This window comes from Acinetobacter sp. 778_lipA (assembly GCF_058242985.1).
The window spans coordinates 2244446-2261527 of the sequence record NZ_JBZAYT010000001.1 but is presented as its reverse complement, the minus strand read 5'-3'; the positions used below and the strand labels follow the sequence as shown (position 1 = coordinate 2261527).

Below are 17082 nucleotides of genomic sequence, written 5' to 3'. Positions count from 1 at the left end.
ATACTAATAAGCATTCTCGTCTATTTTTACTATTAAGCTTTCTGTGATATTGATTCATGTTTGGATGGTTTTAATTTTATGGAATTATTAAATCTGTTTAGTTTAAGGGGGGGAGTTATTGAATAATCCACTTAATAAATTTCCAATCCGCATTTTCATCCACTTCTAAAATCATTGCTTCAGATGTTTTTTCACACCAATCTCCTAAAACAATTCTAGCTTTACCATTTACATCATGAATTTCAGGGCGATGAGTGTGACCATGAACCAACAGATCGACATTATTAATTGCTTTTTCTACTGCTTGTTGGTTAACATCCATAATTTCATAGGACTTATTTTGTTGAGACTCACGGCTTTTTTTACGAAAACCATTAGCAAGTTTTTGTCTAAAACCAAGTGGAGTACTTTTTAAAAGTTCCAATACAATCGGATTGCGAATAATTTTCTTAAATCGTTGATAAGAGATATCATCGGTACATAAAGCATCGCCGTGTTCAAGTCGAAATTGTTTATCAGCTATGGTAAATGTATAAAATTCGGGAAGTAGTTTGCCATCAAACTGATTTAAAAATTTTTCCCCTAAAGCAAAGTCACGATTACCCACTTGAAAATAAATTTGATTACCAGCTTGCAAGGAAAATTGTTTTAGATGCTCCATAATTTCATCTAACCAAGGCGCAGTATAATCATCCCCAATCCAAGCATTAAACCAGTCACCGAGAATAAACAGTTGCGTGTGTTGATATTTATAGTGTTCTAATAAATCAAAAAACCCTCGAACCAGTCGAGGGTGTTCTGGTGACAAATGTAAATCAGCGATAAACAGATAGGTCACTTATTTTTCCTATTTAATAACTCCTCCTAACCTTGCTTAGTAAAGGGAACAATATCCCTTTATTTAAAAGAAGTTTCGGGAGGATTTATAAATTATTCAGAGATAATTTTTGCAGATTCAATCACAATGTTTTCTAAAGGAACATCAGCATGATAACCACGGTTACCTGTACGAACACCTTTGATTGCTTCAACGATGTCTAAGCCTTCAGTCACTTTACCAAATACTGCATAACCCCAACCTTGAGCAGTTTTACCTGTATGGTTAAGGAAAGAGTTATTTTTTACATTGATGAAAAATTGTGCAGAAGCAGAGTGAGGTGCTTGAGTACGTGCCATTGCAACTGTACCCTCATCATTGCTTAAACCATTGTCCGCTTCATTTTCAATTGAATCACGTGTGGTTTTTTCTTTGAAGTTTTCATCCATGCCACCGCCTTGGATCATGAAACCGTCAATAACACGATGGAAGATTACGCCATCATAAAAACCATCACGAACATATTCTAAAAAGTTAGCAACAGTTTTTGGTGCTTTTTCAGAGTTAAGTTCAAGAACAATGCGTCCTTTGTTGGTGTTTAATTCGACTTGAGGAAAACTCATTCTATAATCTCCTAATCATGACTAAAAATGTCATGGGTTTTTGGTTGAGAGAAGCATAAGCAAACTGTAAACTACATAGCAAGTAAAAATGTGAAATTCTTTTGTTAAAAAAGGATAAAATCACATTTTATATATTCAATTTTAACTTTTAGAAGTGATTTATCAACTATGAAGCCAAATGATGTTGTTTCAGAACTGCCGAAAACTCCGACAAATAGTCCAAGCCCTGTCGATAATGCGCAGCAAGAACAACAAGCGGGCTTAGATTTTGTACGCCAAGTCATTACAGAAGATTTGGCAGCGGGCCGTACACAAAAAGTTGTTACGCGTTTTCCACCTGAGCCAAATGGTTATCTACATATTGGCCATGTAAAGGCTATTTGCTTAAATTTTGGTATCGCTCAAGAATACGATGGTTTATGTAACTTGCGTTTTGATGACACCAACCCAGATGCTGAAGAACAAGAATATGTTGACGGTATTGCCAATGATGTAAAATGGTTAGGTTTTGAATGGAATGGCGAACCTCGCTATGCATCAAGTTATTTTGACCAATTACATGCTTGGGCAGTTCAGTTGATCAAACAGGGCGATGCTTATGTAGATCTACAAAGCCCAGAAGAAATTAGAATTAACCGTGGTAATTTTGTCGAGCCAGGTAAAAACTCACCTTATCGTGATGCATCTATTGAAGAAAACCTTGCTCGTTTTGAAAAAATGAACAATGGTGAATTGGCCGAAGGTGAAGCAGTATTACGTGCCAAAATTGATATGACATCACCAAATGTACATATGCGAGATCCAATTCTATATCGTGTACTTCATTCAGAACATCACCAAACTGGTGATAAATGGAAAATGTACCCAATGTATGACTATGCTCATCCATTGTCAGATGCGATTGAAGGGATTACACATTCATTATGTACCTTAGAGTTTCAAGACCATCGCCCATTTTATGATTGGGTTGTTGAGAAAGTGCACTCACAATCGGTTCCACGTCAGTATGAATCTAGCCGTTTAAATGTAGATTATACGATTACCTCTAAACGTAAATTACGTAAATTAGTAGAAGGTAACTATGTTCATGGTTGGGATGACCCGCGTATGCCAACTGTGGTGGGCATGCGTCGTCGTGGTTTTACTCCTGAAGGGTTACGTGAGTTTTGTAAGCGTGTAGGTGTATCTAAAACAGACGGTATCGTTGATGTGGCTATGCTTGAATTCTGTATTCGCCAATCCCTTGAAAATACAGCAGCACGTGGTATGGCTGTTTTAAATCCGCTGAAAGTGACTTTGACCAACTTGCCAGCAGATTTGAATTTAAGCCATTCACGTCATCCAAATGTAGATATGGGCGATCGTATTATTCCTTTAACCTCTGAAATTTTTATTGATCGTAAAGACTTTGAAGAAGTTCCGCCAAAAGGTTTTAAACGTTTAGTTCCTGAGGGTGAAGTGCGTTTACGTCATGCGTATGTGATCAAGTGTGATGAAGTGATTAAAGATGCCAATGGCGAAGTGATCGAGTTGAAATGTTCTATTGATCCGGAAACTTTAGGTAAAAACCCAGAAGGTCGTAAAGTGAAAGGCGTTGTACATTGGGTTTCTGCGTCGAAAGGGATTCCTGCTGAGGTTCGAGTTTACGATCGTTTATTCACCGAAGCTGCACCAGATGCGGATGATGATTTCTTAGCAAATTTAAATCCAGAATCTTTAACAGTACTTCAAGCGGTAATTGAGCCTGCTTTGGCACAAGCGCAGCCAGAAGATCGTTTCCAGTTTGAACGCGAGGGTTATTTTGTTGCGGATCAATATGATCATACAGCAGATAAACCTGTGTTCAATCGTGTCTTAGATTTGAAAGATAGCTTTAAACCGGGTAAATAATTTTATTCAATCCTGAATGAAATCATGATTTAAGACCTAGCTTCGGCTAGGTTTTTTTCATGTTGTTTAAAATTGATTGAGTAATACTATAGAAAAAAGATATAGTAAATGCACAAATAATAATCAGGACAAATATATGTCTTCCCAATTTGATTTTGTTACGGTCCATATTAAACCTAATGTTCATTATAAAGGACGATCAATAAGTTATCTTATCGAATGTAAAGATGGTTCGAAGAAAACATTGGGGGTAATTTTACCTACAGAGAAACCTTTAACTTTTGAAACTCATGTGACTGAGCGCATTGAAATTGTTTCTGGAAGATGCTTGGTTCGGATAGCAGATCAAGAAGAAATGGAGGTCTACAGTTGTGGAGAATCTTTTACTGTACCTGCAAATAGTCGTTTTAGTCTGCAATCTAGCGAAGTTGTAGATTATGTTTGTCATTTAGAATAACGAATAATGTTAGGCAAATCATCATTAGAATTCTTTAAAGTAATCCTGTAAATACTCAATAAAAACTTTTACTTTATCAGAGATTAATTTTTTATCTGGAATAACAGCATAAATAGCAGTGGGTTCTACCATAAAATTAGGAAGCACATGAACCAGTTTTCCTGAATCTAAATCGTTTTTGACATGCCAAAGTGAGTGATTGGATATGCCGAGCCCTGCCAAAGACGCCTGACGAATCCCTTCGCCTGAGTTGCTAATAAAATAGCCATTTACGTGGATATTTAATCTTTGATTGGATTTAGCATGATCCAGAAAGTTCCATGTATTGGTGATGCCTTGTTGATGACGCTGCACGATACAACGATGTCGCTGTAAATCCTCTAAACGTTTGGGGATACCAAATTTAGCTAGATATTCAGGTGCAGCACAAAGTAAGCGTTTATTGATAGATAAAGGTTTTGCAATTAAAGAAGAGTCTTGTAGTTTGCCTATGCGAATTGCGATATCCATACCTTGGGTAATAAGATCTACATTTTGGTCATTTAAATCTAGATTGATTAATAATTCAGGGTGGTGTTTTAAAAACTCAGCAATAACTTGAACTAGTATCTGGGTTCCAAAGGTTGCGGAAGCCGTGATATTAATGCTCCCTGAAAGTTTTTGATCTTGAAGCTTTAAATTTTCGGTCAATGTTTGAAAACTATCGAGAAGTGGACGTCCTTGCTTAATCAATATTTTGGCTTCTTCAGTCAGACTCAGTTTACGTGTCGTGCGATAAAAAAGTTTAAGGCTAAGCTGATTTTCAAGCCTTTGCACTCGTTGACTTGCCACTGAAACTGCAATATTGGCTTCTTTTGCGGCTTGGCTGATTGAACCCAAATCTGCGACACGTAAGAAGAAATGAAAGTCTTGTGTATTCATTTTCCATAAAATCGAAAAAGTAATTTCTTATTATCCTGATTTTTTAAACAATACCAAGTTGTTATTTTGTGATGAGACACATTATTCAATCAGGGTGAATGATCATGAAATATAATTTTTTAGGCGAATCTGGTTTAAAAGTATCTGAGTTGGGATTTGGTGCTGGAACCTTTGGAGGAAAAGGTCCTCTATTTTCTGCATGGGGACAAACAGGGCAGATCGAAGCGAATCAAATGATTAGCACATGTATAGATGCAGGAATTAATTTCTTTGATACTGCCGATGTGTATTCAGACGGTGAATCTGAAAAAATGCTTGGAATTGCATTAGCGCCTTATCGGCACAGTACGATTATTTCAACTAAAGTTGCGCTTCGTAGCAATGAGCAAGTGAATCAGGTCGGATTTAGTCGTCATTATTTAATTCATGCAGTAGAGCAATCGTTAAAACGATTAAATACAGACTATATCGATGTTCTACAGTTACATCAGTTTGATAGCTTTACTTCACTCGATCAGCTTATGAAAACTTTAGATGAATTGGTCCGAAGCGGAAAAGTTCGTTATATCGGGGCATCTAATTTTTCAGGCTGGCAATTGATGAAAGCGCAGTCGATTGCAGATCGTTATGGTTATGAAAAAATGGTAGCACATCAGGTGTATTATTCATTGATAGGTCGGGATTATGAATGGGAATTGATGCCTTTAAATCATGATCAGCATATTGGTGCCGTTGTGTGGAGTCCTTTAGGATGGGGACGTTTGACGGGTAAGTTTGATCGTGAGCGTCCTATGCCTGAAAATAGTCGCTTACATGAAACAGCACAATTTGCACCACCCGTAAACAAAGAATATCTTTATCAAGTGATCGATACTTTAAAACAGATTGCATTAGAAACGGGATATTCAGTCCCACAAATTGCTTTAAAATGGCTGTTAACACGAGCTACCGTTTCGACTGTATTGATTGGTGCTCGAAATCAACAACAACTGCAAGATAATCTCATTGCAAAAGATCTAGTACTTATGGATTCACAATTACAGCGTTTAAATCAAGCCAGTGCGGTTTATCCAGCATATCCATATTATCCATATTGGAATGGTCAATTTTCAGAGCGCTATCAGAGCATCGTTGAATCATCACTTATTCAAAACTAATTGGTTAAATTTATTAACAAAAACATGATACTGATTACATAGCACTTATGTTATCAGTATCACTTTGTTATCTATATAATTCAATATAAGTTTAGAAGAGTAATAAGAATGAATCCAACCATTGAAACTCAAATGTTAATTCGTAAACCCGTGTCTGCGGTTTTTAATGCATTTATTGATCCTGACATTACTTCAAAATTCTGGTTTAGTCGATCTACAGGACCACTAAAAGAAGGCAAAATTGTGCAATGGAGTTGGGATAAGTATCAAGTCAGCTCAAAGGTTATGGTATTTAACATTATTGAAAATAAATTGATTCAAATTACTTGGGGTGAACCCAAAACATCGGTAGATTTTATATTTGAAGAAATCAGCTCAGAGCAAACTTATTTAAAAATTAGAAATTATGATATTTCGCTTCAAGGCTCTGAACTAATTCAATTTATTATAGATGCAACTGGAGGATTCACCACAGTGCTGGATGGTTTAAAAGCTTATTTGGAATACGGATTAGAACTCAAATTGGTTGAAGACAAATTTCCACCATTTTAATGGTATTTTAAAATCAGGGCTTTACTTAAGGTCATGTGAAGAACCTCGTTGAGTATTTTACTTTTTAGGCTGTTGTTCTTTAAGAGATAAATAGGTTGGAAGTTTTAATTTTGACTGAGCCCTGAGTTTCATTTTTATATATAAAACTAAAGCAAAACAGGTGGTTGCAACTGTTAAAAATAAGCCATTCATATAGGTCATGATTGAACTGATATAGCCAATCGTGGTTAAACGGTTCATCATTTTTACCACTTGAGGACTACTTTCAACCCCTGTAATTGCCCAACTACACAGATGTTCACAATTATTGATAATTAAATGATAGCTGTTTTCGTGCATGCGTGTACGCATACGTCGAACCACATGACGACCAGAAAACTTAGGTTGATCATAGTAACGGACACGGATCACTTTTCCATGTGAAAATTTTTCAAGTGAAGTGATTTCGATTGGGCGTTTTTTTACAAAATGTGCCAGTCCAGAATAATGTATAACACGACCTTTTCCAGCATAGATTCCATGATGACTATAGCCAAAATGTTTGACGATTAAATGCGCACCTAACGGGTATTTAGCTATTTGTTTTGTCTGCATATTCCCACTCAGTTCAAATAAAGTGTACACATGTATTTAATTGAAAGGATAGTTTGATTATAACGATGCAAAATGAATTTGATAGCCCTTAAAGTGATAATTAAGTAAAAAAATGCATTAAAAATGCTAATTAGCCTTCATTATTCAATAGATCACACGATAAAATATAACACTTTGAATGGGGGGGTTATGAATTTGAAAACTGGAGTATATGCGCTGATAAGCATGATGGGATTGAGTGCACTTTCCTTTCAAGTCAATGCCAATACCGACTATATCAAAATAATCAAAGACAAGAAGGTGATCGCAGATGCTGTACGTATCGACGATCTTGATCATCTACAACTATTTTTAAAAAACCAACAAGGACAAACTTATAAAAAGTTCGCAGCTGTACAAAAAGAGCGTAAAAAATGCCAGATCAGTTTTGCCATGAATGCAGGAATGTATCATCCAAATTTTACACCAGTGGGTTTATACATTGAACAAGGTAAACAACAAACAGAATTAAACCAGCAAAAAAATAAATTTGGTAATTTTTTTATGCAACCCAATGGCGTGGTTGCTTGGAACAATAAGCAAGCTGTGATTAAAACCACTGAGCAATATCTTAAATCTAATTTTAAAGCTCGCTATGCAACACAATCTGGTCCAATGTTGTTGATCAATGGTGAGATCAATCCAATTTTCGTTAAAAACTCAGATTCATTGAAAGTTCGCAATGGGGTGGGAATTAAGAATAATCAACTGTATTTCGTGATAAGTCGTGAAAAAATTAATTTTTATAATTTTGCTGATATTTTTAAGACGCAGCTTAAAACAGATCAAGCTTTATATTTAGATGGTTCAATTTCAAGTGCATTTATTCCACAAGTGAAAAGGCATGATCAGACTTATGATTTAGGCCCAATGTTTATTTATAGTGAAGCAAAAAATTGTGACGATTAAAATGTAAAAATTAAAGTTTTGCTTATGATCTATATGCTAAATCAAAATGGATGCCTGCAAATTGAAGCATCCATTTTGTAGATTAATGATAAATTACTTAACCATGCCAATGATTGAAGACTGTGCTTTACAGGCTTGAATAGCATCTTCTTTAGATAACTTTTTAATTTCTTCTTCAAAGGCTTTTTTCTGTTCTTTTAGTGAATCTTCAGGAATGCCACTTTGTTTTGCCAAGTCTTCCATATGCTTCCAAGATTCTTCACATTCCTTTGGCATACCACCACATGCGGTTAAGATAGTGCCTAAAGCGAGAATTGGAATTAAACGTAATAATTTCATATTTAGATCCTTTAATTAAGTTGGTTTTTTACTGAGGTTTATTCATATTGATCATTAAAATTTATAGCGTATACAAATGACGGGAAAATGAATTTGTCTTTGAATAAAAAGAAAAAGACTTCATTCTCAAGTATATACACTAGAATGAAGTCTACGCTAAAAACACTTTTAACAAGATCATGCATTGAGCATTAAAAACGGTAACCTATTTTTAAACCATAGCCTATGGCATTGTTGTCATGATAATCACCTTGTTGGGCAATTTCTGAAGCACCGGGTACCGGAATGTAATAGGTACCATCTTGTGCCGTGGCATCCCCAATCCAAATATATTTGATGCCTCCTGCGATAAAATAATTTTCAGCAGGATTGTATTGAACACCCAACCCTAAGCCCCAACCGCCTTTGGTAGGATTCAATACAGAAGCAGGATTTCCAGTACCAGAATCCCATGAAACATCAGCCGACGCAGCCCATTTTTGTGTAAATTGATGTCCTAAACCAAGAGTGATGCTGTATTGGTCTTTTTGATAGTCATCGAGATTGAATCCACCAGCATACAGGCCTTGGCTTAACTCAGCTGTTGCCAGTTCAGTGAGTGCACCAAACTGTGTTGGACGGATTCTAAAATCTTTCCAATTTACCCAACGTGCATTTAAATATGCCAGCGTGTCTTTATAGATGCCTGTTTGAAAATCTAAATTTACCGATTGTGGCGTTTTGATTTCTGTATCTTTATCAGTGGTGAATGCTAAAGGTTGTCCAAAAATCGTTTCTTGAGCATCTATTTTGTGCTTGATTTCAGAACGATAAGTTACCGCTGCTTTTAAAGCAATTTCAGGAATCTGAAAAGCAGCACCAGCAAGCCATCCAACAGCATTATCTTGTTTAAAATTAGCATCATAGCCATTAAAAACACTCATCGAATTACCACGCAAAGACACTTTGCCTTTGACTGTCTGGTATACCGCACCGCCGTAAAGGTTAAAATGGGCATCTGGCTGAAAACCAAATAACATCGCAATATTTTGAGTATCAACATCCGCAATGGTACCTTTCATACTGATTTCGGTATCAGAGAAGGTATTATTACTACGTAAAGGATATTCGATTGCAGCACCATAAGGTTGATCATAGATGAGCCCAAAGGAAACTTTTGGCGCAATTTGCAGTTTTAAAGCAGCATTATAGTATTGATATGATTGTGCCATATCACCTGTAGTTAAATCATTGCTCCCTGTATTGACTAAATCAGGTCGATTTCGGACTTTGCCTGATACTTCTGGGTCAACTGTGGCAATACTGGCTTCGAAATAATTCTTGTCTTCAAGAAACGCCAGTATCGATTGACCAGATTGATCCATCGCAGCTGCATGAGTATATGCAGTGGGTAAAATGCTGAGGACACTGAGAATCAGTGATTGAGTTTTCATGCTTTTCTTTCCTTGAATGTTTTTTTTATTTCGCATATAAAATTCAGATAAACAAAGTGAACAATAGAGGTTAAGCTATTAGTTTATTTAACTTTTATCTGAAATCTTTATGATTTTAGTGAATCATTTTTAGTGGATTTAATAAAGGGGGCTAATGACCAATTTAAGGGGGGATTATCGGACAACTCATGTTTGCATTGTCTTAAGAAGTTGCCTCAGATCATTTAAGAATATTGTAGAATCAATTAATGATTTAAAAAGGTTCATTTTCTAAAAAGGAGTAATTTAAAATGACTGTTTTGATCGATCAGGAATTGATAAATCAGCAAGGGTAGAAAATAACCTCAACAAGATAATTAAGTTCATCAATGATTTATTAAATATTGAATCAAGCGATCAGGGTGGATAGCTTATTGCTGCAAAATTTATTAGTATTTAGTCTGCATTACCTTGTAGTACCAACAGGGCAATCTATTCGCTGCCAGTTTATTTGGAATGGAATTTACATATCGCTATGAACTATAAAAGATCCTCTGTCATGGAAGAGAAAATGCAACAGAACCGTGAGACAATTTTATTGTCTGCACGTGAATTGATTGCACAAGGAGGATTTAAAGATGCACAAATTCAAGCAATTGCAGATAGGGCAGGTGTATCAAGTGGTTTGGTCTACAGATATTTTGAAAATAAAAATCAGGTATTGATTGAAGTTTTAAATGCAGCGATTCATATCGAAGTTAATATTCTCAATGATATTGCACATACTGAACTTAGTGCGATAGAAAAATTAGATCGAGCAGTCACAACCTTTGTAAAAAGGGCAATGAACAGCCCTCGACTCTCTTATTCTTTATTATTTGAACCAGTCGATCCTCAATTTGAGTTAGAACGCTTTCAAAGTAAGCAATTGATTAAAGAAAGTATTATTAAAATTTTGACAGAAGGACGTCATTCAGGCGAGTTTATTTTTGAGGATCTAAACACCACCGCATTGTGCATCGTTGGCGCAATGACTTTCGTTGTGATTGAACCTTTAAGTATCGCCAAGATCAAGCGTTTTGATAAAAGCTATAAAGAGTATTTTGTAAAACAAATCGCTGATTTTTGTTTACAGGCAGTGAAAGTCAAACATCCTCAGGAATAGTATTAATCATCATTACAAGGCTTAAAGAAATGGCAAAGGACTTTAATAATCCAGTTGTAGTTGAAGGATATGATGCACATATTCGTAAATTAATTCCCGGTTATGAACTGATACATTTACAAGTCCATGCTGTATTAAAGAGCTATGTATTGACTCAAGCGAAGATTTTAGTCGTGGGATGTGGTACAGGTTATGAACTGCAATATTTGGCTGAGCAATTTCCTCACTGGAATTTTACAGCAATCGATCCTGCAGCAAATATGATTGATAAAGCCAAACAACATATAGCTGGTTTAGGGCTTTGTTCTCGAATTCAGTTTGTACAAGGTGATACATCTGTTCTTAAACAAGTCGATGAGAATTTTGATGTGGCTTTGGCTATCTTGGTTTCACATTTTGTTCCAGTTGATGCAAAAGCACAATTCTTAAAAGATATTGCAAATCACCTAAGCAGTACTGGTCTATGTCTAAGTTATGAATTGATGGAAATTTCGAATGCCAAACAATTACAAGCTTTAAAAAATCTGAGTTTAGCAACAGGATTAACAGAAAAACAGGCGCAACTTATGGCAGAACGTATTGAACAAGATTTTGCTTTAATTTCTGTTGATGAAATGAGCGCTTTGTATTTACAAGCAGGTTTTAAGCGTGTGGAAAGTTTTGCTCAAGTATTGAATTATCATGGTTTTATTGCATTTAAAACGGACTAAGAAAAACGTCTAAGTAATAACTAAAAATCATTTTTTGCTTTAAAGTAAATCAATTAGTCATATTGCTATACGCTTACAAAAAAGTTCCTTATCCAAATGGTTGAAGGAACTTTTTTATTGCAGATCATCGTCAAAGCTTAAAAGATTATTTCTCTTTGCTTTCTTTTTCAGGTTCTTTCACAACATTGACATCATACAAATGAGCAAAGGCTGAAAGTAAACGAATTTTAGGATCTGCATTTGAAATCTTAATGCTTTGATCCGCTTCAAGTGTGATTAATTTCTCCGCAACAAAATAATCGATAATTTGTGTGATTTCACTCTCAATCTCAGACTCATCCCATTTTAAAAAGAAGGCTTTTTGTATAAGTGGGTATTGTTTGATGACTTGGGTATATAAATCAGATTTTGGAATCTCAAATTGCTGCTGCTCTGTTTCAACACGTAATACTTTGGCAATCAGTGCAGGCAGGATAAACGTGTGCAGAATGTTATTACTGAAATACTTAAGCAATCCCACCTGTATATCACTGACTTTCACCCAGCGCTCATTATCATGCTCAATCAATTCAACTTGTTTTAGCTTCATGGCATATTGAATGATTTCTGTGTTGGAAAGCTCGGTAATTTGCATACGATCATCATAACGATGCTGTTTGAGTAGATTACGGAATTGTTCTAAACGTACCAATACTTCACGCTCTGCCAAAGCATGCGTTGGTGCATTTAACAAGACCAGAGAAATCAAACTAACAGGATTAATCACGACCGCTTTATTGATATTTTCCAAAATATCAAACGCCACATCATTGACCGTGGCTTTAACCGACTCAGGCATCTCTTCATGCAAAGCAACATGTTGTGGAACATTGTTCTTTTTTAAGATCTCTTCAAGGAAAACCGGTTCACCTAAATTGACATGGACAACACCAAAGACTTTTTCAATTTTTTGAATAGATTTAAGTAGTCCAAATAGTGATTCAGCTTGTTTTTTCTGCCCACCCAGCTCTTTTATGTATGAACTGCCTTCGATCAGTTTTTCATATCCAAAGTAAGTCGGAATAAAGGCAATCGGTTTGCTATTCCCACGTAAATAACTTTGGATGGTCATTGCGAGCATCCCTTTTTTAGGCGGCAATAAAAGTCCAGTACGAGAACGACCACCTTCAATAAAGTATTCCATAGGGGTATTTCGATTGAGCATACTGTAGATATATTCTTTGAAAACAGCCGTATAAAGCGCATTACCATTAAAGCTACGTCGAATAAAGTATGCGCCTGCACCACGCATCAGTTGCCCAACCACAGGCATATTTAAATTAATACCTGCTGCAATATGGGGAACCATCAAGCCACGGTTATAAATCACATAAGACAATAATAAATAGTCAATGTGGCTACGATGACAAGGGGTATAGACAATTTCATAATCTTTGGCAAGTTCACGAACCGTATCGAAATTATGTACTTCGATACCGTCATAGAGTTGGGTCCATAATTTAGTTAAAGCAATTTCAGCAAAGCGTAAGGTTGAATAAGAAAAATCAGAGACGATTTCATCGAGGTATTTATGCGCGAGTGCTTCGGCTTCATTGATGCTGATTTTTTTATGAATGCTTTCATTGAGAATGGCTTCTTTGACCGCATCACTCAGCATGAGTTTGTTAATCACATTGCGACGATCTGAAATATCAGGACCAAGAATTGCTTCTTTATAGCCATTAAATTGTTTATTGAGCTCAGTCACCACATAGTGCGCTGGTGAAAAATTGGGTGTGAGTTCAATGGCTGAGTCAATTAACTGGCGTAAAGAAACTGCTTGATGGAATTCAATATAATTGTTACGGCCATAGAGGGTAATGTTGAGTGCTTGTTTAATGCCCGTTGGCTTCGCCCAAGCATCGGTCATCAATGCTTTATACCAACTGTCCTCATTTTCCGGCGCACGCCCCCATAAAATCGTTGTTGGTACTAAAAGCACATCTTGTTCAGGGTGTTTTAATAAATATTCGACCAAACGAATAATTTTGTCTGGGTAGTATGCAGAGGCGTTGCTTTTGGTCGGTTCTAAAGTGATAAAACGATCATCTTCCTGATAATCTGACCCTAGGTTAAGTGGCGCAAAAGCAGGGCTGAGTTTTCTTTTTTCTGTTTCATTGTCGATCAAGACTTTATTTGAAGTTGAGTCATCTTGAATGACATAGCAAATCGGAAAATTGGCTGTGTTTGGATCATTAACTGTATTTTCAAGAGTTTTTGTATCGCCTAATACTTGTGGGCTGACGATTTTATCTAAGATTTTTTTTGTAAATTGACGATAAAATTTTTGATAAGCATTGCTTGCCATAATATTCTCTAAATATGAGTCATATTGTTATTATGCTTGAAATAATATACAAATATATAGTTTGATTTGACGACAAATCGGTCAAACACTTTTCCTAAAAACTAAACTTATGATTTTTATCAATAAACTATTTCGATATTGGTATAATTAAATTCAGTTACTCAATATCAAAGTTTCATAGAAAAGCATTATGATAGATTGATATAAATTCATTTAAATTCAAGGAAAGGTCATGTCTACAGATCCAAATTTTCCAGCAACTGAAAACTTAGGTATCGCTGTTTATTCTAATAACGCTGAGGCAATTGGGAATACACCACTGATTCGTATCAACCGTCTTATTACAGGTGGTGCAACGGTCTTAGCAAAAATTGAAAGTCGTAATCCTGCTTTTTCTGTTAAAGATCGAATTGGTGCTGCACTTATTGCTGATGCAGAAGCGAAGGGGCTTTTGAAAAAAGGTATGCATATTGTAGAACCAACCAGCGGGAATACTGGTATTGCATTGGCATTTGTAGCAGCGGCAAAAGGTTATGCTATTACTTTAACTATGCCTGCAAGTATGAGTATAGAGCGCCGTAAAGTATTAAAAGCGTTGGGTGCAAATTTAATTTTAACTGAACCCGCAAAAGGTATGAAAGGCGCAGTTGACGAGGCGGTACGTTTAGCGACTGAACAACCTGAAACTTATTATTTACCACAACAATTTGAAAACCCGGCCAATCCTAAAATACACGAGACAACAACAGGTCCTGAAATATGGGCAGCAACAGGCGGTAAAGTCGATATCCTTGTTGCTGGTGTCGGAACTGGCGGTACTATTTCAGGTATTTCAAATTATTTTGAAAAGGTCAAGCAGCAAGCGATTTACTCCGTTGCTGTAGAACCCGCAGATTCACCAATTATTGGACAAACCAAACGTGGTGAAACGTTAACGCCTGGGCCACATAAGATCCAAGGGATAGGTGCAAACTTTATTCCTAAAAACTTGGATTTAGATTTAGTAGATGAAGTTATTGCTATCGACAACCAAGAAGCGATTGATTTTGCCCGTCAAAGTGCCACTCAAGAAGGTATTTTTGTCGGTATTTCTAGTGGTGCGGCTTTAGCTGCTGCAGCAAAATTAGCTGCCCGTCCTGAAAATACAGGCAAAACTATTGTGGTGATTCTTCCTGATGCGGGTGAACGTTATTTGTCTTCCGTTTTGTTTGAAGATATTTCAGCAGATTAAGATTGAATTAAATCATTTATGTTTATGCTGTTTATTGTTGCTATGGACTAAAAAATAAACCCGCTCAAGTATCAGCAAGAGTGGGTTTATTTTATTGATATTCAGTTTCTATTCTTAAACTTTATAATGAAGACTTTAACTGTTTTTCATGTTGTTTGACTTGTTTCGCGTATCGTTTACCTTGGCGTTTCATTTTACGATTTGTTTGGTAATTTGTGGGTCCAACATTATAGTAGGCTAAGGCCTTTTTCCAGCTTCCTGCACTTTGATTGTATTTAGCCAAGATCATGGTGCCACAGCGTACATTGGTATATTCATCAAACAAATCACCAGGGCAGGCTTGTTGCCAATAACGCGGCATGATTTGGGTAAGCCCAACAGCACCAGATGGAGAGGTAACATAACTACGGTAGCTCGATTCTTGACGTATAGTCGCTGCAATCAGTAAAGGATCTACATCATATTGATCTGCGCTTTGTACAATGATTGGGGATACGCGATTAGCAACATCTGGAGAGACAGAATAGGCTTTTTGGATTCCAGTCGAAAGTTTAGCAGCACGTTTTTGCACAGAGCCACCACCCAAAGACGAGCATGCTGTAATCGCAAGTGTTAAGCCTACTGTAGAAATTATTTTTAACTGATACTGAAAATTCAAAATAAAACCAATGTTATGTATCCAAGATTGCCCTGATGTTAAGTAGCTGATTTAAACCTGTCAATCTATGAAAATTGGTAGATTTATTCGTGATTTGTATCTTAAGCTGTTGGTTGCTTGCTATTTAGGCGTTATTGCTTGAAAAATTAATTTGTTCAATGCATTGAAAGATAATTTTTGTTTTTTAAGTTATTCTTGATAAATCTCTTTAAGTTGTAAGTAAAATTTGATAAAAGAATAATTGTTGATGAATACAAAAAATGTTAATGATTATGGCTAAAAGATATAAAATTTATCCAATAAAGACAATTAAGGACTGGCAAGGTGAAGACTGGGATGTTTATGAAGAGCGAAATACACAAGCTGGGATTATGATCTACAAAGGTTGGATGTACGAGCAAATTGCAAAGAGTCAATATGTTTACATTTTGACCAATGATTTAGCTGAGTTTTTAAAGAAACATGATCGGGCTAAATCTATGAAATTACTAGGATTATCGGTTAAAATAATCACTAGATTTAGACGTGCATTGGGTCTTCAAAAAAAATATGACTATACTTTATCTACTTTAAGAGATTGGATGTTTGAACATCAAGATGAGTTGTTTACTCAAAGCTTTCAGATGTTAAAAGAAAAATATGGATTAACTCAAACTGAAGTTACAAAGTATTGCACCTTTTTAAGAAAGGAAGGAGTTCAGCGTAGTAACAAACTACGTAAGAATAAAATTGGTTATGCAAATCGTAAAATTGTACAAAACAACAAAGACGCACTAGCTAAATCTGAAAATATTTTTGAAGTACAATCGTTATTGAATAAAAAAAATCTTAAAGCTGCAAGGCGAGCGCATAATCTGGTATGTAAAGAACTTGGTATACCTACATTAAATGACATACGTGTACAACGTTTGAATGAAAAAAAAGAGTGGCGATTAGAACATAAAGAGATCATTTTGAGTACACAGTATTCAATCAAAGAGATTGCGATACGACTCAATAAAACTGAACAGGAGATTTTAACTTCTCGTTCTTATTTAAAAGAATTATTAGGTGAAAAAAAACGAGTTTCTCTTCTAAATTGGGTAAGAGAGCATCAACAGGAATTAAATACACTTTCTATAAAAGAATTATGCGAAAAATTTAATTTAACTGTGGGGGCGGTAATGTATCGGAGAAAACTATCGAAACGAAATGAAATACAATAAATTATGTAGATAAAATTAAATGTGGACAAAATATGATCTTTTTTGTAGAGTGTGCT

General features: G+C 35.8%; 17 protein-coding genes. 9 read left to right on the top strand and 8 right to left on the bottom strand.

What is annotated here, in order from left to right; genetic code table 11:
- Positions 1–115: 115 nt before the first annotated feature.
- Positions 116–838 (bottom strand): UDP-2,3-diacylglucosamine diphosphatase, encoded by a 723-nt coding sequence (locus tag AC4CUY_RS10775; protein ID WP_490774105.1) that lies wholly within the window; start codon positions 836–838, stop codon positions 116–118.
- 92 nt (positions 839–930) lie between these two features.
- Positions 931–1440, bottom strand: a complete 510-nt coding sequence (locus tag AC4CUY_RS10770; protein ID WP_105712525.1) for a peptidylprolyl isomerase — start codon at positions 1438–1440, stop codon at positions 931–933.
- A 168-nt stretch (positions 1441–1608) separates the two neighbouring features.
- Between AC4CUY_RS10770 and AC4CUY_RS10765 the strand changes: the two genes are divergently transcribed.
- Complete coding sequence (locus AC4CUY_RS10765) at positions 1609–3330, top strand: glutamine--tRNA ligase/YqeY domain fusion protein (RefSeq protein WP_419327290.1); 1722 nt, start codon at positions 1609–1611, stop codon at positions 3328–3330.
- A gap of 136 nt (positions 3331–3466) precedes the next feature.
- Complete coding sequence (locus tag AC4CUY_RS10760) at positions 3467–3787, top strand: pyrimidine/purine nucleoside phosphorylase (protein WP_419327289.1); 321 nt, start codon at positions 3467–3469, stop codon at positions 3785–3787.
- Between the two features lie 24 nt (positions 3788–3811).
- Here the strand turns inward: AC4CUY_RS10760 and AC4CUY_RS10755 are convergent, their stop codons facing one another.
- Positions 3812–4708, bottom strand: coding sequence for a LysR family transcriptional regulator (locus AC4CUY_RS10755; RefSeq protein ID WP_419327288.1), 897 nt, complete (start codon positions 4706–4708; stop codon positions 3812–3814).
- A 104-nt stretch (positions 4709–4812) separates the two neighbouring features.
- On the opposite strand from AC4CUY_RS10755, the gene AC4CUY_RS10750 reads away from it, so the two are divergent.
- The gene (locus tag AC4CUY_RS10750) at positions 4813–5865 is read left to right on the top strand and encodes an aldo/keto reductase (RefSeq protein WP_419327287.1); all 1053 of its coding nucleotides are present in this window, start codon (positions 4813–4815) and stop codon (positions 5863–5865) included.
- Between the two features lie 108 nt (positions 5866–5973).
- Positions 5974–6417 carry an SRPBCC domain-containing protein gene (locus tag AC4CUY_RS10745; protein WP_336950962.1) on the top strand — a complete coding sequence of 148 codons (444 nt, stop codon included), beginning with the start codon at positions 5974–5976 and terminating at the stop codon, positions 6415–6417.
- Positions 6418–6474: 57 nt separating this feature from the next.
- Here the strand turns inward: AC4CUY_RS10745 and AC4CUY_RS10740 are convergent, their stop codons facing one another.
- Positions 6475–7011: a lecithin retinol acyltransferase family protein gene (locus AC4CUY_RS10740; RefSeq protein WP_209826074.1), complete on the bottom strand. Its 537-nt coding sequence runs from the start codon at positions 7009–7011 to the stop codon at positions 6475–6477.
- A 189-nt stretch (positions 7012–7200) separates the two neighbouring features.
- Between AC4CUY_RS10740 and AC4CUY_RS10735 the strand changes: the two genes are divergently transcribed.
- A complete protein-coding gene (locus AC4CUY_RS10735) occupies positions 7201–7959 on the top strand; it encodes a phosphodiester glycosidase family protein (protein WP_490774104.1) in 759 nt (252 codons plus the stop codon).
- 93 nt (positions 7960–8052) lie between these two features.
- Here AC4CUY_RS10735 and AC4CUY_RS10730 read toward each other — a convergent pair whose 3' ends face one another.
- On the bottom strand, positions 8053–8298 hold the full coding sequence (locus AC4CUY_RS10730; RefSeq protein ID WP_004719975.1) for a hypothetical protein: 246 nt from the start codon (positions 8296–8298) through the stop codon (positions 8053–8055).
- Positions 8299–8489: 191 nt separating this feature from the next.
- Positions 8490–9731, bottom strand: coding sequence for an OmpP1/FadL family transporter (locus AC4CUY_RS10725; RefSeq protein ID WP_490774103.1), 1242 nt, complete (start codon positions 9729–9731; stop codon positions 8490–8492).
- Positions 9732–10245: 514 nt separating this feature from the next.
- Here AC4CUY_RS10725 and AC4CUY_RS10720 point away from each other — a divergent pair.
- Complete coding sequence (locus AC4CUY_RS10720; protein ID WP_490774102.1) at positions 10246–10875, top strand: TetR/AcrR family transcriptional regulator; 630 nt, start codon at positions 10246–10248, stop codon at positions 10873–10875.
- Positions 10876–10904: 29 nt separating this feature from the next.
- Positions 10905–11585, top strand: coding sequence for a class I SAM-dependent methyltransferase (locus AC4CUY_RS10715; protein WP_490774101.1), 681 nt, complete (start codon positions 10905–10907; stop codon positions 11583–11585).
- A gap of 145 nt (positions 11586–11730) precedes the next feature.
- On the opposite strand, the gene plsB is transcribed toward AC4CUY_RS10715, so the two are convergent.
- Positions 11731–13932 carry a glycerol-3-phosphate 1-O-acyltransferase PlsB gene (gene plsB, locus AC4CUY_RS10710; protein ID WP_419327283.1) on the bottom strand — a complete coding sequence of 734 codons (2202 nt, stop codon included), beginning with the start codon at positions 13930–13932 and terminating at the stop codon, positions 11731–11733.
- 232 nt (positions 13933–14164) lie between these two features.
- On the opposite strand from plsB, the gene cysK reads away from it, so the two are divergent.
- The gene (gene cysK, locus AC4CUY_RS10705) at positions 14165–15163 is read left to right on the top strand and encodes a cysteine synthase A (RefSeq protein WP_336950968.1); all 999 of its coding nucleotides are present in this window, start codon (positions 14165–14167) and stop codon (positions 15161–15163) included.
- Positions 15164–15284: 121 nt separating this feature from the next.
- Here the strand turns inward: cysK and AC4CUY_RS10700 are convergent, their stop codons facing one another.
- Positions 15285–15821 carry a lytic transglycosylase domain-containing protein gene (locus AC4CUY_RS10700; protein WP_336950969.1) on the bottom strand — a complete coding sequence of 179 codons (537 nt, stop codon included), beginning with the start codon at positions 15819–15821 and terminating at the stop codon, positions 15285–15287.
- Between the two features lie 272 nt (positions 15822–16093).
- On the opposite strand from AC4CUY_RS10700, the gene AC4CUY_RS10695 reads away from it, so the two are divergent.
- Positions 16094–17026 carry a hypothetical protein gene (locus AC4CUY_RS10695; RefSeq protein WP_490774100.1) on the top strand — a complete coding sequence of 311 codons (933 nt, stop codon included), beginning with the start codon at positions 16094–16096 and terminating at the stop codon, positions 17024–17026.
- Positions 17027–17082: the final 56 nt, after the last annotated feature.

Excerpts from the sequence above, each read along its gene's own strand:
- AC4CUY_RS10770 (WP_105712525.1), bottom strand. The coding sequence starts at position 1,440 with ATGAGTTTTCCTCAAGTCGAATTAAACACCAACAAAGGACGCATTGTT.
- AC4CUY_RS10765 (WP_419327290.1), top strand. The coding sequence starts at position 1,609 with ATGAAGCCAAATGATGTTGTTTCAGAACTGCCGAAAACTCCGACAAAT.
- AC4CUY_RS10760 (WP_419327289.1), top strand. The coding sequence starts at position 3,467 with ATGTCTTCCCAATTTGATTTTGTTACGGTCCATATTAAACCTAATGTT.
- AC4CUY_RS10755 (WP_419327288.1), bottom strand. The coding sequence starts at position 4,708 with ATGAATACACAAGACTTTCATTTCTTCTTACGTGTCGCAGATTTGGGT.
- AC4CUY_RS10750 (WP_419327287.1), top strand. The coding sequence starts at position 4,813 with ATGAAATATAATTTTTTAGGCGAATCTGGTTTAAAAGTATCTGAGTTG.
- AC4CUY_RS10745 (WP_336950962.1), top strand. The coding sequence starts at position 5,974 with ATGAATCCAACCATTGAAACTCAAATGTTAATTCGTAAACCCGTGTCT.
- AC4CUY_RS10740 (WP_209826074.1), bottom strand. The coding sequence starts at position 7,011 with ATGCAGACAAAACAAATAGCTAAATACCCGTTAGGTGCGCATTTAATC.
- AC4CUY_RS10735 (WP_490774104.1), top strand. The coding sequence starts at position 7,201 with ATGAATTTGAAAACTGGAGTATATGCGCTGATAAGCATGATGGGATTG.
- AC4CUY_RS10730 (WP_004719975.1), bottom strand. The coding sequence starts at position 8,298 with ATGAAATTATTACGTTTAATTCCAATTCTCGCTTTAGGCACTATCTTA.
- AC4CUY_RS10725 (WP_490774103.1), bottom strand. The coding sequence starts at position 9,731 with ATGAAAACTCAATCACTGATTCTCAGTGTCCTCAGCATTTTACCCACT.
- AC4CUY_RS10720 (WP_490774102.1), top strand. The coding sequence starts at position 10,246 with ATGAACTATAAAAGATCCTCTGTCATGGAAGAGAAAATGCAACAGAAC.
- AC4CUY_RS10715 (WP_490774101.1), top strand. The coding sequence starts at position 10,905 with ATGGCAAAGGACTTTAATAATCCAGTTGTAGTTGAAGGATATGATGCA.
- plsB (WP_419327283.1), bottom strand. The coding sequence starts at position 13,932 with ATGGCAAGCAATGCTTATCAAAAATTTTATCGTCAATTTACAAAAAAA.
- cysK (WP_336950968.1), top strand. The coding sequence starts at position 14,165 with ATGTCTACAGATCCAAATTTTCCAGCAACTGAAAACTTAGGTATCGCT.
- AC4CUY_RS10695 (WP_490774100.1), top strand. The coding sequence starts at position 16,094 with ATGGCTAAAAGATATAAAATTTATCCAATAAAGACAATTAAGGACTGG.